Genomic DNA, 15,119 nt, shown 5'->3' with positions numbered 1-15,119 from the left:
GGTCGAAATCGTGCGACCGTTCCTCGCTACGCCGTCGGTAGGCGCCGAACGCCCGCACCGCGGCCACGATCGCGCCGGTCAGCGGCAGCAGCAGAATCAGCAGCTCCGCCAACCGGAATATCAACCCCACATGGCCAGGATGCCAGGAACGGCCGGCGTTGACTTCCGGTCAACGCACGCCCAGGGTCCCGCCCAGGTATTCGGCGCGATCGTGGCCGCGGTGCGGGCGTTCGGCGCCTACCGACGGCGTAGCGAGGAACGGTCGCACGATTTCGACCGGGCGCGTAATCCGGCCACGCCCGCCGCCGGTGATGCCGCCGGCGGCGTGACCAGTCAAGCGGCCCAGTGGCGCTCGATCCGGCGCGTCCTCGATGAGCACAGTCGCACCGATGCGCGCTGGCTCGAGTACGAACTCGACGTCGCGAAGCTGCTGGACTTCCCATTGATGACCGACATGCGCCACGCGAACACCGTCGCGTTCCACAAAGCCAAGCTGCGAGCCGACTTCCTGCGGCCCGTCAAGGCCGAGGATCTCCTCGACGACCGGGATGGCGCCGAGCGCTACATGGCCGCCGTCGAGGACTACGTGACGGCGTTCAACGCCGCCGAGGCCGAGGCGGTCCGCCGGCGTCGCAACGATTTCTCCCGCACCGATCAGCAGCGAATTGCGCGGGCGCAGAGCCTGTTACGCGTCGCGGCCGATCCCGCAGCGGCGGCACACGAACGTCAACGTGCCTACGACGTGGCCCGCAATGAGCTCGACGGGCTGCTGGTATTGCCCTCGGCGACACAGGCGAGCCTCGAGCGCGGAATCTCCGGCGAACTGGAGGGCTGAGGCCAACCGAAACGCTGGGCTAAGGGCAGGTGTACCCGCCGTCGATCACGACGTCCGAACCCGTCATATAGCTGGAAGCCTCGCTGGCTAAGTACACATAGAGACCGGTGAGCTCTTCGGGGCGGCCGATGCGGCCGAGCGGTATTTTCGGCTCCCACTGGCGGTGAAACTCGGTGAGCGGTTCGACGAGCTCGGTGAGGATATAACCCGGGCTGATGCTGTTGACCCGAATGTTGTGCGGCGCGAATTCGACCGCCATCGCCTTGGTCAGCTGGATGACGGCCGCCTTCGAGGTGCAGTAGGGGCCGACCTGCTGCGGGACGTTGATGATGCTGCCCGACATCGACGCGGTGTTGATGATGACGCCGCCATGACCCTGCCGCACCATCGCCCGGGCCGCCGCCTGCGCGGTGAGGAAGACACCGGTGACATTGGTGTTCTGGATGCGCTGAAAGTCTTGCACCGACATCTCCAGCATCGGGATGACGTCGATGATGCCGGCATTGCAGACCGCGACGTCGATGCCGCCCAGCTCCGCCGTCACCCGGTCCACCATGCTGTTGACCTCATCGGGTTGGGTCACATCGCAGCGGATCGGCACGATCTTGCCGTCACCGTCGGCCGCCAGCTCTGCGGTGATAGCTTGCAAGGCTTCGAAATTCCGTGCCGCCAAAGCCACATGGGCGCCGGCTTGCACGTAGGCCTGCGCCACTTTCCTGCCGATACCGCTGGACGCCCCGGTCACCAACGCCCGCTTGCCCCGCAGGCTGAACAAGTCCAACACGTTCATCCGACATCCCCATTCATTGCAGCGACCCAAACCGAAACACGTTCTAGTGTGTCCGCTATGGGCAAATTCACCAGGGCAGAAGTCGATAAAGCCGTCGATAACTACACCAAGGTCGTCGAAGGATGCAGCGCCTCGGGCGACTGGCGGCCGTTCGCGGACCTCTTCACCGAAGACGTCGTGTACACCGAGCACCATTACGGCGTCTTTCACGGACGCGAGGCGGTCCGCGACTGGATCGTCGCGGTGATGGCTCCGTTCCCGCACATGCGTTTTCCCAATGGCTGGGTTGCTCACGACGAGGACAACGACGCGGTCGTCGTCATGATCAAGAATCTGCTGGACCACCCGACCGATCCGAACGGTGAACCGTTCTGGTTCCCGAACTGGACTCGGCTGGTGTACGCCGGCGACGGACTGTTCTCCAGCGAAGAAGACATCTACAACCCCGAGCGTGACGCTCCCGGGGTGGTAGCGGCCTGGCTGCAGGCCGGCGGCCGGCTCGCGACGACCGAGATCCTGCAGCCCAACGGCTAGCGCCTAATGTCCGAAGGCGATAGTGCTTGCGCTCAAAGCGCTATCGCCTGCGCTAGCTAGCGCTTTTATGACTCGCCTCTTGGCGGCGCTGACTCGTGCGGTGACCGCGCCGAGACCTGACCTTGTCCAACGCCTGCTCCCAGGCCAGCAAGGTGGTGGCTTTCACGTTGGCGGGCTTCACGCTGTCCTTGGACAACAGTGCCGTCGCGGCGGCCTTCGTGGTCGCCGACGCCTTGGACATGTGCCCCGAGTCGAATGGGGGCTGCGGGTCGTATTCGAGCGCGAGTTGGATTGCCTTCGCGCGGGATTCGCCGGCGATCTGTCCGGCCAGCCACAGTGCGAGGTCGAGGCCGGCGGATACACCCGCACTGGTGACGATGTCGTCCTGGTGCACGATTCGTTCGTCGGCCACCGGAACAGCACCGAATGCCTTGAGCGCGGGAATGGTCAGCCAGTGCGATGTCGCCCGACGGCCATCCAGCAGGCCGGCGGCCGCCAAGATCACCGATCCCGAGCACACCGACGTCGTCCAGCTCGCGGACTGCCGGGCCCGGCGCAGCCAGTCGAGTAGCGCGTCGTCACGGGCATGGACCGGAGTCGACGGGCCACCTGGAACGAGAATCACGTCGGGAGAAGGTGTTTCGGCCAGCGAGTGGGTGGCACCGATGACCAGTACGCCGGAGTCGGCGGTGATCGGTCCGGCCTGGTGCCACACGAACCGCACCTCGGCACCGGGCAAGTTGCGCAGCACCTCATACGGACCGATCATGTCCAGCGCGGTGAATCCTGGATAGGCCACGATTGCGATCTGGGTCATCTCAGAGCCATCCTTTCGGCGTCAGGCGAAGGCCTTGCGGTATTGGTCGGGCGAAACACCCACGCGGCGAAGGAAATTGCGCCGCATGGTTTCAGCGGTGCCGAAGCCGCACCGGGACGCGATCGCCACGACCGTGTCGTCGGTCTCCTCCAACTGGCGGCGCGCGGCTTCGGTGCGGATGCGTTCGACGTACTGGCCGGGCGCTTCGCCGATCTCGGCGGTGAACACTCGGGTGAAGTGGCGCGGGCTCATCGCGGCCCGGCGAGCCAGATCGTCGATGCTGTGCGGGCCACCCGGCTCGGCCTCGATGGTCTCTTGCACCTCGCGGATCGAGTCCCGTCTGGCTCGCGGCATCCACACCGGGGCCGCGAACTGCGTCTGCCCGCCGGGGCGGCGCAGGTACAGCACCAGCCAACGAGCCACCGTCTGCGCGACCTCGGTGCCGTGGTCCTCCTCGATCAGCGCCAGCGCGAGGTCGATACCCGCGGTGACGCCCGCGGCGGTCCACAGGGTGTCCGAGCTCCGCACGAAGATCGGATCGGCGTCGACGTCGACGGCGGGGAATTCATCAGCCAACCGCTCGGCGAACGCCCAATGGGTCGTTACTCGGTGCCCGTCCAGCAGCCCCGCCTCGGCCGCCAGGAACGCGCCGGTGCACACCGTCACGATGCGGCGGGCGCGCGCGGCGACGGTCTTGACCCACGCGACGAGTTCGGCGTCAGCCCGGGCCGCAGCGATGCCGGCGCCGCCGGGCAGCACGACTGTGTCGATCGGAGCGTCCGGGTCCGGTAACGGGGTCGCCACGAAGCCCAGCCCGGTGGCCGTCGCTACCGATTGCCCACCGACCGAGCCCAGGGCGACGTCGTATCCGCCACCCGTCATCAGGGATGCGCCGGTGAACACGTCATACGGGCCCACCACATCGAGCGCTTGTACGCCGGGGAAACCGACGATCACCACCTTGCGAGGCATGGAATCAGTGTTGGCCACAACGGCCCGTGTCGTCTACGCCATGTATCCCACTAATCAGGACACGGGGACCTGCCCCACGGCGACCGCGGCGGCCTTGGCAGACTGTTGCCCATGGCACAGATAACGTTGCGTGGAAACCCGATCAACACTGTCGGCGAGCTCCCTGCCGTCGGATCCAAAGCCCCCGCTTTCAGTCTGGTTGGCGGCGATCTGGCCGCGGTCAGCAGCGAGCAATTCGGCGGTAAGCCGGTGGTGCTCAACATCTTTCCGTCCATCGACACGCCGGTGTGCGCCACCAGCGTGCGGACCTTCAATGAGCGCGCCGCGGGCGGTGGGGCGACCGTGCTGAACGTTTCCAAGGACCTGCCGTTCGCGCAGGCGCGATTCTGTGGCGCCGAGGGCATCGAGAACGTCACGACCGCTTCGGCGTTCCGGGACAGCTTCGGCGAGGACTACGGCGTCACCATCACCGACGGTCCGATGGCCGGATTGCTCGCCCGTTCCATCGTGGTGATCGGCGCTGACGGCAACGTCGCCTACACCGAGCTGGTGCCCGAGATCGCGCAGGAGCCCAACTACGACGCGGCGCTGGCAGCTGCCGGCTGATCTCGCTCCGTCGAGGGGACCGCGGCCGCCTCGTCGGCGGTCAGCGGTTCCGCGGCTCGATCAGGTCGCGGAAGGTTTCCGACCGCTGCACGGATGCACCCAGGCTTCGCACCCGCTCGGTCAGTGCCCGATCGGATGTCACCACCCGGATGTCGTGCGGCGCCGGGTCGGCCGCAACCAGCCGGACGATCTCGTCGTCGGCCGAGTTCGCGGCCGCCCTGGGTGCGTGTGCGATCTCGACCACCGAAGACTTGATAGCGGTCGACGGCGGCCGCTCAAAAACGACCGTCACCGTTTCGCCCTGACCTGACGCCCATCGGTCCAGCGCTTCCACCAATGTGGCCATGGCAGGGTCGCGGTCCTTCCACCAGCCATCCGGACGGCTTCCGATCACGTTCATGCCGTCGACAATCCAGCGCACAACCCACACCGTAAAGCGTTCTCTCAAGCCATGGGTGGTTGATACGGTCACCGGTATCAGACTGCGATGCCGTCGCACCCAATGATGGGAAGGGCCACATGACGTCGATCGCCGACACCGATGACCGGGTTGTCGCACTGGCCCGCGGTATGCGGGAACTGGTGCAGGCCGAAGCCGCCGAATCAGAGCGGATGCGCACCCTCACCCCGGCGATCGTCGATGCGATGTGGGCCGGCGGGCTGATGTCGGCGTTCAACCCGGTCGTGGCCGGCGGGGTTGAGCCGTCGTTCACCGAAATGATCGAGACCTGGATCGAAATGGCTTGGCAGGACGGGTCATTCGGTTGGGTGGGGATTGCGAATCTGCCCTCGTCCTTCGCCGCGGCGGCGTACTTGCCCGACGAGGGCTTCGCCGAGGTCTTCACCGCGCACGACAACCGGGTGACCATGGGCGGCCAATTCTTTCCAAACGGACAGGGGGCCGCCGTCGACGGCGGCTACCTGGTCACCGGTGCGTGGAACTTCGGTTCGGGTATCGGTCACTCGGAATACATCGCGGCCGGATTCCTGCCGATGGACAACGGCGAGATGCGCTGGATCAGCGAAGGTTTCCCCGAGATGCGGGTCGCCGTGATCCCGCGAGGGGAGATCAGTTTCAACGACGGCTGGTTCGTGCAGGGGCTGAAGGGAACCGGTTCTTACGACTACAGCGCGCAGGAGGTGTTCGTCCCCGCGAGCCGCACGTTTGAACTGTTCGAGCGGCAGCCCTGCCGCGGCACATCGCCGGCCACCCGGATGGGATTGATGCCCGTGACCGCCGCCGGTCACGCGTCGTGGGCGCTGGGTGTGGCCAAGAGCATGCTCGACGACGTCCAAGAGTTGGCCGCGACGAAATTCCGGATGAGTGACATGGCGTCGCTGGCCAGCCGCCCCACCTTCCAGAAGGGCCTGGCGCATCACCGCGCGGCCTGGCGCGCCGCTCGCCTCCTGGTGCTCGACGCGTTCACCTGCGCGGAGGCGGCGGTGGCAGCGGGGGAGGACCTGACGCCGGCGCTGCGCGCCGACATGCGAGTGGCCGCCGTCTACGCCACCGACACGGCCCGAAGCTGCGCTGAATGGGCCCATCTGGTGGCCGGGACGAGTTCGATCCGTGAGGGCAGCCGGCTGGAACGCGCCTTCCGTGACATCTACACCGGAACGCAGCACGCGTTCGTCAGTGAGAAGGTGGCCATCGACGTCGCACAGATTTGGCTGGGAATCATCGAAGACCAGCCCGGTCTATGAATCGCTGATGCCGCCGATCGGATTTGGTACCAGGGCGGGCCATGCGAATGTCATTGACGGGCGTCGAATCTAGGTACTGCGCCGCCCCCTCGCTAACATTCAGCCCATGCGCGGCTCAAAAATTTTGATCACCGGCCCGACCGGTCAAATCGCCACCCCCATCGCCCGGGCGCTTGCCGCCGAGAACGAGGTCTGGGGAATCGCCCGGTTCACCGATGCCGCCGCGCGAGAAGGCCTCGAGAAGGCCGGGATTCGTTGCGAGAAGGTAAATCTGGCGGCCGGTGACTTCACCGCTCTGCCAACGGATTTCGAGTATGTTTTGAACTTGGCGGTGGCCAAGAGTGGAAGCTGGGACAAAGACCTGGCGGCCAACGCGGAGTCGGTCGGCCTGCTGATGGCCCACTGCCGCAGCGCGAAGGCCTTCCTACATTGCTCATCGGCCGCCGTCTATGACCCGCCGGGCGACGACCCGCGCAGCGAGGGGTCAGCCCTGGGCGACAACCACAAGCCGCTGTTTCCCACCTACTCCATCTCCAAAATCGCCGCCGAAGTGGTGGCCCGGTCGGTGGCGCGCGTTCTCGGCCTGCCCACCACGATCGCTCGGCTCAACGTGCCCTACGGGGACAACGGGGGATGGCCGTTCTACCACATGGAGATGATTCTGGCCGGCATCCCGATCCCGGTCCCACCGGGCGAGCCCGCCCGCTACAACCCGATTCACGAGGACGACATCATCGCGACCATCCCGAAGTTGCTGGAAGTCGCGTCGGTCCCGGCGACCACGGTCAACTGGTGCGGTGACCAGACCGTCAGCCTGCAGGAGTGGTGCGAGTACGTCGGCTCACTCGTCGGCAAGGAGCCGATTTTTCAGGCGAGCGACCAAGCGCTGCGCGGCAACCCCACCACCATCGACCGGATGCACGAACTCATCGGCGGCACGACGGTCGACTGGCGCGACGGAATTCGCCGCATGGCAGCCAAGTTTCATCCCGACCTGGTCGGCGTCTGACAGGTTGCGGCGCGCCCGCGAGATCCGGCCGCGCCACCTCGTCCGGCGCGGGCAACTGCGCCGAAGCCACCCGCCTGTGCGGATGCTTGACCAGCCGTGTGCACAATGCTAAGCAAGTGCTCAGCACTGAGCGCATTGGGCGCCGGGGTGCCCACGACTGGCAATACGAAAGGGATCAGATGACGGTGCAGGCGGTATTGGACGACATTCGCAAGCGCCCCGGAACGGGTGACGTCATCGCGGTCATCGATCCCGCGACCGAGGAGACCATCACCGAGTTCACCGACTGCGGCACCGAAGCGGTCAACGAAGCCGCGGCACGGGCCAAGGCATCCTTCGAGTCGGGCGTCTGGTCCGACCTGCCCGGCCGCGAGCGGGCCAAGATTTTGTGGCGGATCGGGGAGTTGATCGATGAGCATGCCGAGGAGTTCGCCCAACTCGACTCGCTGAACACCGGCATGCCATTGATGCAGGCGCAGTTGCAGATGTCGACCTGTTCGGAGTTCTTCCGCTATTACGCCGGTTGGTGTTCGAAGATCAACGGGGTCGCGTACGACGTGAAAACCGACGGCATCGCCACCGACAACTACGTCAACATGCACGCCTACACGCTCAAGGAGCCGTACAGCGTGGTGGGCCTGATCTTCCCGTGGAACGGCCCGATCTTCAACGCCAGCGCGAAGCTTGCACCGGCGCTGGCCGCGGGCGGCAGCCTGCTGGTCAAGCCGGCCGAGGAGACCCCGCTGTCGGCTCTGCTGCTGGACCAGCTCATCCACGAGGCCGGCGTGCCCGAGGGTGTGGTCAACCTGCTGACCGGTTACGGCCACACCGCCGGCGCCGCGATCACCGCGCACCCCGACGTCCAGAAGGTGGCCTTCACCGGCTCGACGGAGGTCGGCAAGGAGATCGTGCGGGCATCGGCTGACAATCTGAAGAAGGTCACGCTCGAACTCGGCGGGAAATCGCCGGTGCTGATCTTCGACGACGCGAACCTGGACAACGCCATCATGATGGCGTCGCTGGGCATCTTCGTGCACTCCGGCCAGGGCTGCGTCTGCGGGTCGCGCATCTTCGCCCAGCGCGGAGTCTACGACCGGGTCGTGGAAGGCATTGCAATGATGGCGAATTCGTTCAAGCTGGGTGCTCCCAGCGAGGAGGGATGTGTCAGCGGGCCGCTGATCAGCCAGAAGCAACTGAACCGCGTGATGGGCTTCATCGACGAGGGCAAGAAGGACGGCGTCGAAGTGGTCACCGGTGGCCACCGGCTGGACCGCAAGGGCTACTTCGTCCATCCGACGGTGCTCACCAACGTCGACACGAACATGCGGCTGTACCAGCAGGAGATCTTCGGTCCGGTGGTCACCATCCTGCCGTTCGACGACGAAGACGAAGCCGTGGCTCTGGCCAACGACACCACCTACGGCCTGGCGGCCACCGCATGGACAGAGAACCTCGGTCGCGCTCACCGAATCATGCGGCGACTGCAAGCCGGCAGTGTTCAGGTGAACTGCCAGTTGGTGTTCGACCACGATGTGCCGTTCGGCGGCTACAAGCAGTCCGGCTGGGGTCACGAGTTCGGCAAAGAGGGCCTCGAGATCTACCTGAAGACCAAGTCGGTCTGGGCTCAGCTCTAAAGCTGTTGCGGCACAACGTAAAGTCCCGGACCACAACCAGGTCCGGGACTTCTCCGACAGCCGTCAGGCGAGTCAAGATCCTTTTGTGTAGCGGGTCAGGAAAGCCGGTGGCCGCAATAGCCGTTACAACGCCGATCACACCCCACAGCACCAGTTGGAAGACCATGGCGCCGAAAACGGACCAGCTCGGCGGCTACCGATCCCAACCCGCGCGACTACCGCAGCGGTGCCTGCGCCTCGCAGCGTTATCGTGGAGTGACCTCACGTGCCGGCACCGGGCGCGGGTGGGTCAATACAGTGCCGATGCGGCGGCGTAACGAGATCACCGTCGCCGTCGACCCGGCTTGTCTGCCCGACTGACAGCCGGTTGAGGCTCAGCCGATTTTGACGACCAGCTTGCCGACGTTCTTGCCGTCGAACAGCATGTTGATCGCCGTCGGCAACCGTTCAAACCCCTCGACGACAGTCTCGAGCGGCGTCAGCTTTCCCGCCTCGATCAGGCCGGCGATCTCGCCGATCGCCTCCGGCGCGCGCCCGAAGTGATCCAGCACGATGAAGCCCTGCACGGTGGCGCGCTGAATGAGCAGGTTGCCGAACGCGCGCGGACCCGGCGGGGGGTCGGTGGCGTTGTAGCCGGAGATCAGGCCGCAGAGCGCGACGCGGGCGCCCACGTTGAGGCGCGCGAAGATCGCGTCCATCAGGTCTCCGCCGACGTTCTCGAAGTCGACGTCGATGCCGTCGGGTGTGGCCGCCGCCAGTTGGGCGGCCCAGTCGTCGGCACGGTGGTCGACGGCCGCGTCGAAGCCGAGCTGATCGGTCAGCAGCGCGCATTTCTCGGGACCGCCGGCGATGCCGACGACACGCGCGCCGCCGGCCTTGGCGAGTTGGCCCGCGACCGAGCCGACCGCGCCGGCCGCCGCGGAGACGACGACCGTCTCACCGGGCCGCGGCTTGCCGATGTCGCGAATCCCAATCCACGCGGTGAGGCCGGTCATGCCCAGCGCGCCCAGGTAGGCGCTCGGCGAGATGCCCTGCGCGACGTCGACCGGGTTCACCATCGCCGTGTCGTCGAGGACGGCGTACTCCTGCCAGCCGAGCAGGCCCTGCACCTGCTGGCCGGCCGCGTATCTGTCGCTCTTGGACGCGACCACCTCACCGATCCCGGCGGCGCGCATGACCTCCCCGATACCGACCGGAGGCAGGTATGTCGGGGTGTCGTTGATCCACGTGCGGTTCGTGGGGTCGAGCGAAATCCAGTCGACGCGCACGAGCGCCTGGCCGTCGTTGAGCTCGGGGATTGCCTCCTCACTCAGTTCGAAAGTGTCCGGGCCGATGCGTCCAGTGGGTCGTTCGCGAAGCAGGAAGCGACGGTTTCGTCCGGTCATTAGCGCACCGTACCCTCGGCGCAGGCGGGCGTTCTACCCTGCACAAAGGGGGCCAGCTCGACCGGAGGTGCGCTCGATGAACGTGATGTGGCGACTTGTCCTGGTATCGGTCGCGGCGGGCGCCGCTTTCCTCGAGCCCGGCGTCGTGGGCGCCGAGCCACCGCCCACTCAGGTGATCACCGTGATGGCGGTCGGGCCCGCCGGCCAACCGATCAACGGCTACCACGTGGCGACGGGGCCGGACAACGTCGGGCAGGCCAGCGACTGCTCGCAACCGTCGCCGTCGGCGGTGGCCGACAACGTCTACTACTGCTCGCCGAGCGCAGCCGGTGCCGGCACCTGCTGGCCGTCGACACCGGGATCGCTTCTGTGCGTGGATAATCCGTGGGATATGCAGATGCATCGGGTGATGTTCGATGGCCAGCTCCCACCCGTGCAGCCGACCGCCAACCCCGACCCGTTCGCGCTGACCCTCGACGACGGCACCCGCTGCCTGCTGCGTAACGGCGGCGCATGGGGTGGGCGGTCCGACGGGTACGTCGGCGTCTACGGCTGCGGAGGCGCCGGCTCCGACCTCGCCGTGCTGTGGCTGCCCAGCCAGGGCGCCGGATCTTGCATCGACCGCTCAGCGCCCGCGTGGACCGTCAAAGTCGGTCGCCTCGGCGCACCCGACGCCGCCCTCCCGCCGCCCCAGACCCGCGCGGTCACCGCCGCCTGGCTCGCCGGAGGCAGGGCTGGCCAGTAGGCCGGTGAGGGCGGCCTACCAGACGCGTATCCAGTCGACCAGCATGTCCGCGGGGTAGCTGCCCGGGCCGGGGTCTCCGCCGCCGGAACCGGCTACTGCCAGGTTGAACACCGGATACACCGTGTAGCCCGCTCCATTGAACGGCCAATCCGGCAGTGAGCTTGCCGGTACTTCGAAGTACGGTGACGCGCCGTCGGCGTAGTCCTTCCAGAACCGGATGCCGGCCTCGTCCCACTGGCAGCGCCAGGTGTGCCATCCGCTGTCCACCGCGATGTTGTGGGTTTTCCATTCGCCGCCGTTGGCCTTGGCGTGAACGGTGGTGGCTGAGGGCCAGTTGCCGTTGCCGTACCACTCCATGACGTCGATCTCGCCTTGGTCGTCATTGCCCAGCCAGTAGGCGGGCCAGGCGCCGGCGGTCAGGCAGTTGAGCTTGATCCGGGTTTCCCACGTGTGTCCGACGCCGCCTCGCCAGAGGCTCTGCACCTTGCCGCTGTAGTAGGTGGGGCCGTCCTTGGCCGCGCGCAGGACGAGGTTGGACTTGCCGTCGAGGAAGACATTGCGGCGATCATCCCGATACTGGCCGATGTTCTCGGGGCGTTCCCAGAATGTCGGGTCCTTGATCGTCTCGCGGGCTTTTGCCACCGCCCATTTCGAGGCGTCAGGGGCCGAACCGGCCGGACCATCGAACTCATCGACGAAGATGTAGCTCCCGGATTGGCCGCTGGGCGCGGCCGGCGCCGGGATCCGACCGGCAGGCTCATCCGGCCGGGGCGGGTAGGCCCAGGCTTTCGAGGCTGGCAGCGTGGCTGCCAGCACGCCGATCCCGGTTGTCAAAATCATGCGGCGGCGATCGATCTCCGGCATAAGCAAGGGACCATAGCAGCCAACCGTGCACGACGTTGAAACGGGAATTGTGTCGGTGCCTGTCGCTATGGTTCGGGTTGCGGTCGGACCAGCAGGGACGGCAGCACTGAGAGGCAACGGATTACGCCGCGAATTCACGGCTAATTCTCATCTTGACGAGTGGTTTGGTCTCAGGATTCGACGGGCATTCTGGAATCACGATCCGATAACCACACTGTTGTAGCTTTTGCGGGTGGTACTGAGAGGAGCGACGATCGTGGCGAATACATCAGAAGGCACGGTTATTTTCCTTCAGTCGCACCCGCTATGGGCTGCCGCTCAGCGTCGGGAACGCGAACGGAATGAAGCGATGCGGCGCCATCCTTCTTTTAGGGCCCGGCAGCGGGCTGCCTCGGGTAATCCCGTCGTTCCGCTTGTTCGCAACTTCAGGCTTTACTCGAGCGGCAACACTCCCGCCTGAATTCGCTACGAAATTCTGCTGATCCACTTACGGCTGCAGGTTAGAAGCGCCGCTAGGAGCAATATCGGTCTAATACCCTCAACATTGGGTTGAGGGTATTTACATGCACTCCCAGCACTACTACTGTGCGTAGTAGTTGTTAGTTGGGAGAAGCCAATGTCCAACAACTGGGATGCCGCGACAAAGCGCCATCGGTTAACCGCGGCGATGATCGCCTTTGCCGCCGCCTATGCACTCCACGGAGCCGACCATTTCGGCGGGGCATGTCGGCATCGCCGCCATCGGTCACGGTTGGCGGAACGATCCAGGGATTGTTCGCGTGTTGGCGGTAGCGCTGGTCCTACGTAATCACCCGTGGGCTTCCCGGGCCGCAATCTTGGTCGGATTCGGCAGTGCGGCATTGTTCGTTTACGCACATGTGTTACCGACCTTTCTTCCCGAATTTCAGGACAGCTTCACTTCGGGGCCGCGGCCCCACTGACGAATGAAGACGCCGGACTCGCTAGGAACAACACCGCGGCAGCGACTTCGTCGGGTTCACCCAGCCGCGCCGCCGGAACTCTACTGGCGACGAAGTCGTCGTTGAACCCGTCCGGGGTGAGTTCGGTCAGGCCGGTGGACAAGAACCCCGGCGCGACGGCGTTGACCCGAATACCCTTGCGGCCGGTCCACTGTCGGGCCAGATCCCGGTGAGGCCCAGCAGTCCCGCCTTGCTCGGCACATAGCCCGCCTGGGGCAGTGTCGTGGTGGTCAGCCCCAGGATGCTGCTGATCATCACCACTGCCGAACCGGGACGCATCAGCCGCCCACAGGTCTGGCTCATCCAATAGGCACCCATCAGGTTCACCTCGACGCTGCGCCGGAACTGGTCGGGGTCTTCCCGGCTGCCCGGGGCGGCGGTGCCGACGCCGGCGTTGTTGACCAGCACATCCACCCTGCCGAACCGATCGATGATCTGATTTGTCGCCGCCGTGCATGATTCGGGCTGGGCCACATCCACCCGGAAGGCCGCCGCGTCGATGCCGTCAGCGCGCAGGTCCGCACATCGGCCTTCGACCACATCGATGCGCCGGCTTGCCAGGGCGACTCGCGCCCCCGCGCCACCGAGCGCTCGGGCGATCGCCAGTCCCAGTTCCGATGTTGCCCCGGTCACCACGGCGACGCGATCATCCAGCCGGAACCGTTCGCCGACACGAACGCTCACGAAGCGTGCGTTTCGGCCTGATGGCCCTGCTGCGACCTCAACATCAGCAGAGAGTCGCGGCCCTGCAGGATGTGTTCGGCCATCAGCGCGCCGGAACGCGGCGCCTCACCGACCGCGATCGCATCGCGCACCATGCGGTGGAACAGATTCGATCGTTCCCGCTCCTCGCGGGTCTGATGCCGAAATACCTGATACACCAGGGGAATGTCGACGGCGTGTTCCAGCAGCGCGGATAACCGGCGGTGCTGCGCACCCACCACGATGGCCTGATGAAAGGCACTGTTGGCGGCGGTGATATGGCGCAGACCGGCATCGGATGAACCGCTGGACATCAACTCGATGCCGTGGTCGAACTCGGCGATCGCGGCGTCCAGCGCCGCGATGCCGTCGGCACCCATCCGGGTCGCGGCGCGTTCGGCCGCCAGCGACTCCAGCCGTGCACGCAGCTCATACTGGTCACGGATATCGGTCTCGGACATCGTCGCGACGATGGCACCGCGGTTGCGCTCGATGGTGACCAGACCGTCGGCGGCCAAGGCCCGCAGAGCTTCTCGTACCGGAGTGCGGGACAGATCGAACATCTCGCCGATCCGTTGTTCGACCAGTCGTGAGCCGGGCTCGAATTCGCCTTCGGCGATGGCGCGCCTGATGAGCCGGTACGCCAGTTGTGAGCGGCCATCCATCTCACTCATGTCAGTCACGCCCGGACGTGGCGGCACCGATGTCGAGCACACCGCCGCCTTCCGGGTCGACCACCTCGACGGTCGGGTCGTCCACATCGTCGAATTCCAGCCGCAATGCCCGGGACATGATCGCATGCATCACGTACAGGGTTGTGGTGTAGGTGAATTCGAGAATCTCGGTATCGGTGAACACCTCGCGCAACTGGGTCATCAGCCGCTCCGGCACGCGGCCGTACTGTCCGGCAAGGCAATCCGTGTACGCGAGCAGCAACCGCTCGGTCTGGTCGAAACAGTCGGCGGTCTGCCAGGACGGTATGGCCGCGATCTTCTCCTCGGACAATCCCGCCGACCGGCATGCCGTGCAGTGTTGGGAGAAGACGAACTGGCTGCCCACCACCCAGCCCGCCCGAATCTGGCCCAGCTCACGGTGATCGGCCCGGATGGAGACCTCTTCGCGGTAGAGACGGAAGCCACGCACGGCGTGGCGCAGGGCGGCGGGGGACTGTGCCATCACCGTCCACCAGTTGCCCGGTGTGCCGCCGACGGTGCCCGGCTCGGCGACCGGATCACGATCGCCGAACATGAAGTCGTACATCTTAAGCGTGAAATCGTCGGTGACTTCATCTCGCGGGATCGGCTTCAGACGCGGCATTGCGTCTCCTTTCAGCGATCGGACTGCAGATTGCATTCAATCCTAGGCTCTTCCACGGCGTCAACGCAGTTCGTGACGGCGCAGAACCCAAGATTGCGTACAGTCGCGGTCAGGGACGCAGGCCGGACAAAACCATGGCGGCGAAGGCGTCGCCGATCTCGGTCAGTGAATTGCGGCCACCGGGCACATACCAGCGGTGGATCCAGTTGTGCATGCCCAGGATGC

The 15,119-nt window shown here is 65.8% G+C and carries 16 protein-coding genes and 1 pseudogene; 7 read left to right on the top strand and 10 right to left on the bottom strand.

Annotated features, from left to right (window positions below; all coding sequences use genetic code 11):
- The first annotated feature begins 139 nt into the window (after positions 1-139).
- A complete protein-coding gene (locus A5625_RS21195) occupies positions 140-835 on the top strand; it encodes a hypothetical protein (RefSeq protein WP_066998525.1) in 696 nt (231 codons plus the stop codon).
- 19 nt (positions 836-854) lie between these two features.
- Here A5625_RS21195 and A5625_RS21190 read toward each other — a convergent pair whose 3' ends face one another.
- Positions 855-1,625, bottom strand: coding sequence for an SDR family oxidoreductase (locus A5625_RS21190; RefSeq protein WP_066998519.1), 771 nt, complete (start codon positions 1,623-1,625; stop codon positions 855-857).
- Between the two features lie 57 nt (positions 1,626-1,682).
- On the opposite strand from A5625_RS21190, the gene A5625_RS21185 reads away from it, so the two are divergent.
- The gene (locus tag A5625_RS21185; protein WP_066998517.1) at positions 1,683-2,159 is read left to right on the top strand and encodes a nuclear transport factor 2 family protein; all 477 of its coding nucleotides are present in this window, start codon (positions 1,683-1,685) and stop codon (positions 2,157-2,159) included.
- Positions 2,160-2,211: 52 nt separating this feature from the next.
- Here the strand turns inward: A5625_RS21185 and A5625_RS21180 are convergent, their stop codons facing one another.
- Positions 2,212-2,976 carry a DJ-1/PfpI family protein gene (locus tag A5625_RS21180; RefSeq protein WP_066998515.1) on the bottom strand — a complete coding sequence of 255 codons (765 nt, stop codon included), beginning with the start codon at positions 2,974-2,976 and terminating at the stop codon, positions 2,212-2,214.
- 21 nt (positions 2,977-2,997) lie between these two features.
- Positions 2,998-3,948: a GlxA family transcriptional regulator gene (locus A5625_RS21175; protein WP_066998512.1), complete on the bottom strand. Its 951-nt coding sequence runs from the start codon at positions 3,946-3,948 to the stop codon at positions 2,998-3,000.
- A 111-nt stretch (positions 3,949-4,059) separates the two neighbouring features.
- Between A5625_RS21175 and tpx the strand changes: the two genes are divergently transcribed.
- Positions 4,060-4,554, top strand: a complete 495-nt coding sequence (tpx, locus tag A5625_RS21170) for a thiol peroxidase (RefSeq protein ID WP_066998509.1) — start codon at positions 4,060-4,062, stop codon at positions 4,552-4,554.
- A 40-nt stretch (positions 4,555-4,594) separates the two neighbouring features.
- On the opposite strand, the gene A5625_RS21165 is transcribed toward tpx, so the two are convergent.
- A complete protein-coding gene (locus A5625_RS21165; RefSeq protein ID WP_066998523.1) occupies positions 4,595-4,975 on the bottom strand; it encodes an NYN domain-containing protein in 381 nt (126 codons plus the stop codon).
- Positions 4,976-5,073: 98 nt separating this feature from the next.
- On the opposite strand from A5625_RS21165, the gene A5625_RS21160 reads away from it, so the two are divergent.
- The 3 genes from A5625_RS21160 (at position 5,074) to A5625_RS21150 (ending at position 8,901) form a co-directional block, all read left to right on the top strand.
- Entirely contained in the window at positions 5,074-6,258 is a 1,185-nt protein-coding gene (locus A5625_RS21160; protein ID WP_066998506.1) for an acyl-CoA dehydrogenase family protein, read from the top strand.
- 106 nt (positions 6,259-6,364) lie between these two features.
- The gene (locus A5625_RS21155; protein ID WP_066998503.1) at positions 6,365-7,267 is read left to right on the top strand and encodes an NAD(P)-dependent oxidoreductase; all 903 of its coding nucleotides are present in this window, start codon (positions 6,365-6,367) and stop codon (positions 7,265-7,267) included.
- Positions 7,268-7,446: 179 nt separating this feature from the next.
- On the top strand, positions 7,447-8,901 hold the full coding sequence (locus A5625_RS21150; protein ID WP_066998521.1) for an aldehyde dehydrogenase: 1,455 nt from the start codon (positions 7,447-7,449) through the stop codon (positions 8,899-8,901).
- A 374-nt stretch (positions 8,902-9,275) separates the two neighbouring features.
- Here A5625_RS21150 and A5625_RS21145 read toward each other — a convergent pair whose 3' ends face one another.
- A complete protein-coding gene (locus A5625_RS21145; protein WP_066998498.1) occupies positions 9,276-10,286 on the bottom strand; it encodes an NADP-dependent oxidoreductase in 1,011 nt (336 codons plus the stop codon).
- Positions 10,287-10,362: 76 nt separating this feature from the next.
- Between A5625_RS21145 and A5625_RS21140 the strand changes: the two genes are divergently transcribed.
- The gene (locus A5625_RS21140; protein ID WP_066998494.1) at positions 10,363-11,031 is read left to right on the top strand and encodes a hypothetical protein; all 669 of its coding nucleotides are present in this window, start codon (positions 10,363-10,365) and stop codon (positions 11,029-11,031) included.
- 15 nt (positions 11,032-11,046) lie between these two features.
- On the opposite strand, the gene A5625_RS21135 is transcribed toward A5625_RS21140, so the two are convergent.
- From A5625_RS21135 to A5625_RS29715, 5 genes and pseudogenes are all read right to left on the bottom strand, one after another.
- Positions 11,047-11,895, bottom strand: a complete 849-nt coding sequence (locus A5625_RS21135) for a family 16 glycosylhydrolase (protein ID WP_066998491.1) — start codon at positions 11,893-11,895, stop codon at positions 11,047-11,049.
- 915 nt (positions 11,896-12,810) lie between these two features.
- Positions 12,811-13,559: pseudogene (locus A5625_RS21125) on the bottom strand (SDR family NAD(P)-dependent oxidoreductase).
- Positions 13,556-14,251, bottom strand: a complete 696-nt coding sequence (locus A5625_RS29270; protein ID WP_066998485.1) for a GntR family transcriptional regulator — start codon at positions 14,249-14,251, stop codon at positions 13,556-13,558. Before A5625_RS29270 ends, A5625_RS21125 begins: the two are co-directional and overlap by 4 nt.
- Before the next feature lies 1 nt (position 14,252).
- A complete protein-coding gene (locus A5625_RS21115; RefSeq protein ID WP_066998482.1) occupies positions 14,253-14,894 on the bottom strand; it encodes a carboxymuconolactone decarboxylase family protein in 642 nt (213 codons plus the stop codon).
- Between the two features lie 109 nt (positions 14,895-15,003).
- Positions 15,004-15,108, bottom strand: coding sequence for a hypothetical protein (locus A5625_RS29715; protein WP_232003637.1), 105 nt, complete (start codon positions 15,106-15,108; stop codon positions 15,004-15,006).
- Between the last annotated feature and the right edge of the window lie 11 nt (positions 15,109-15,119).

Origin of the sequence: Mycobacterium sp. 1465703.0 (assembly GCF_001672975.1) — a bacterium.
Classification (GTDB): Bacteria; Actinomycetota; Actinomycetes; order Mycobacteriales; family Mycobacteriaceae; genus Mycobacterium.
This window is presented reverse-complemented; position numbering and strand designations above follow the sequence as displayed.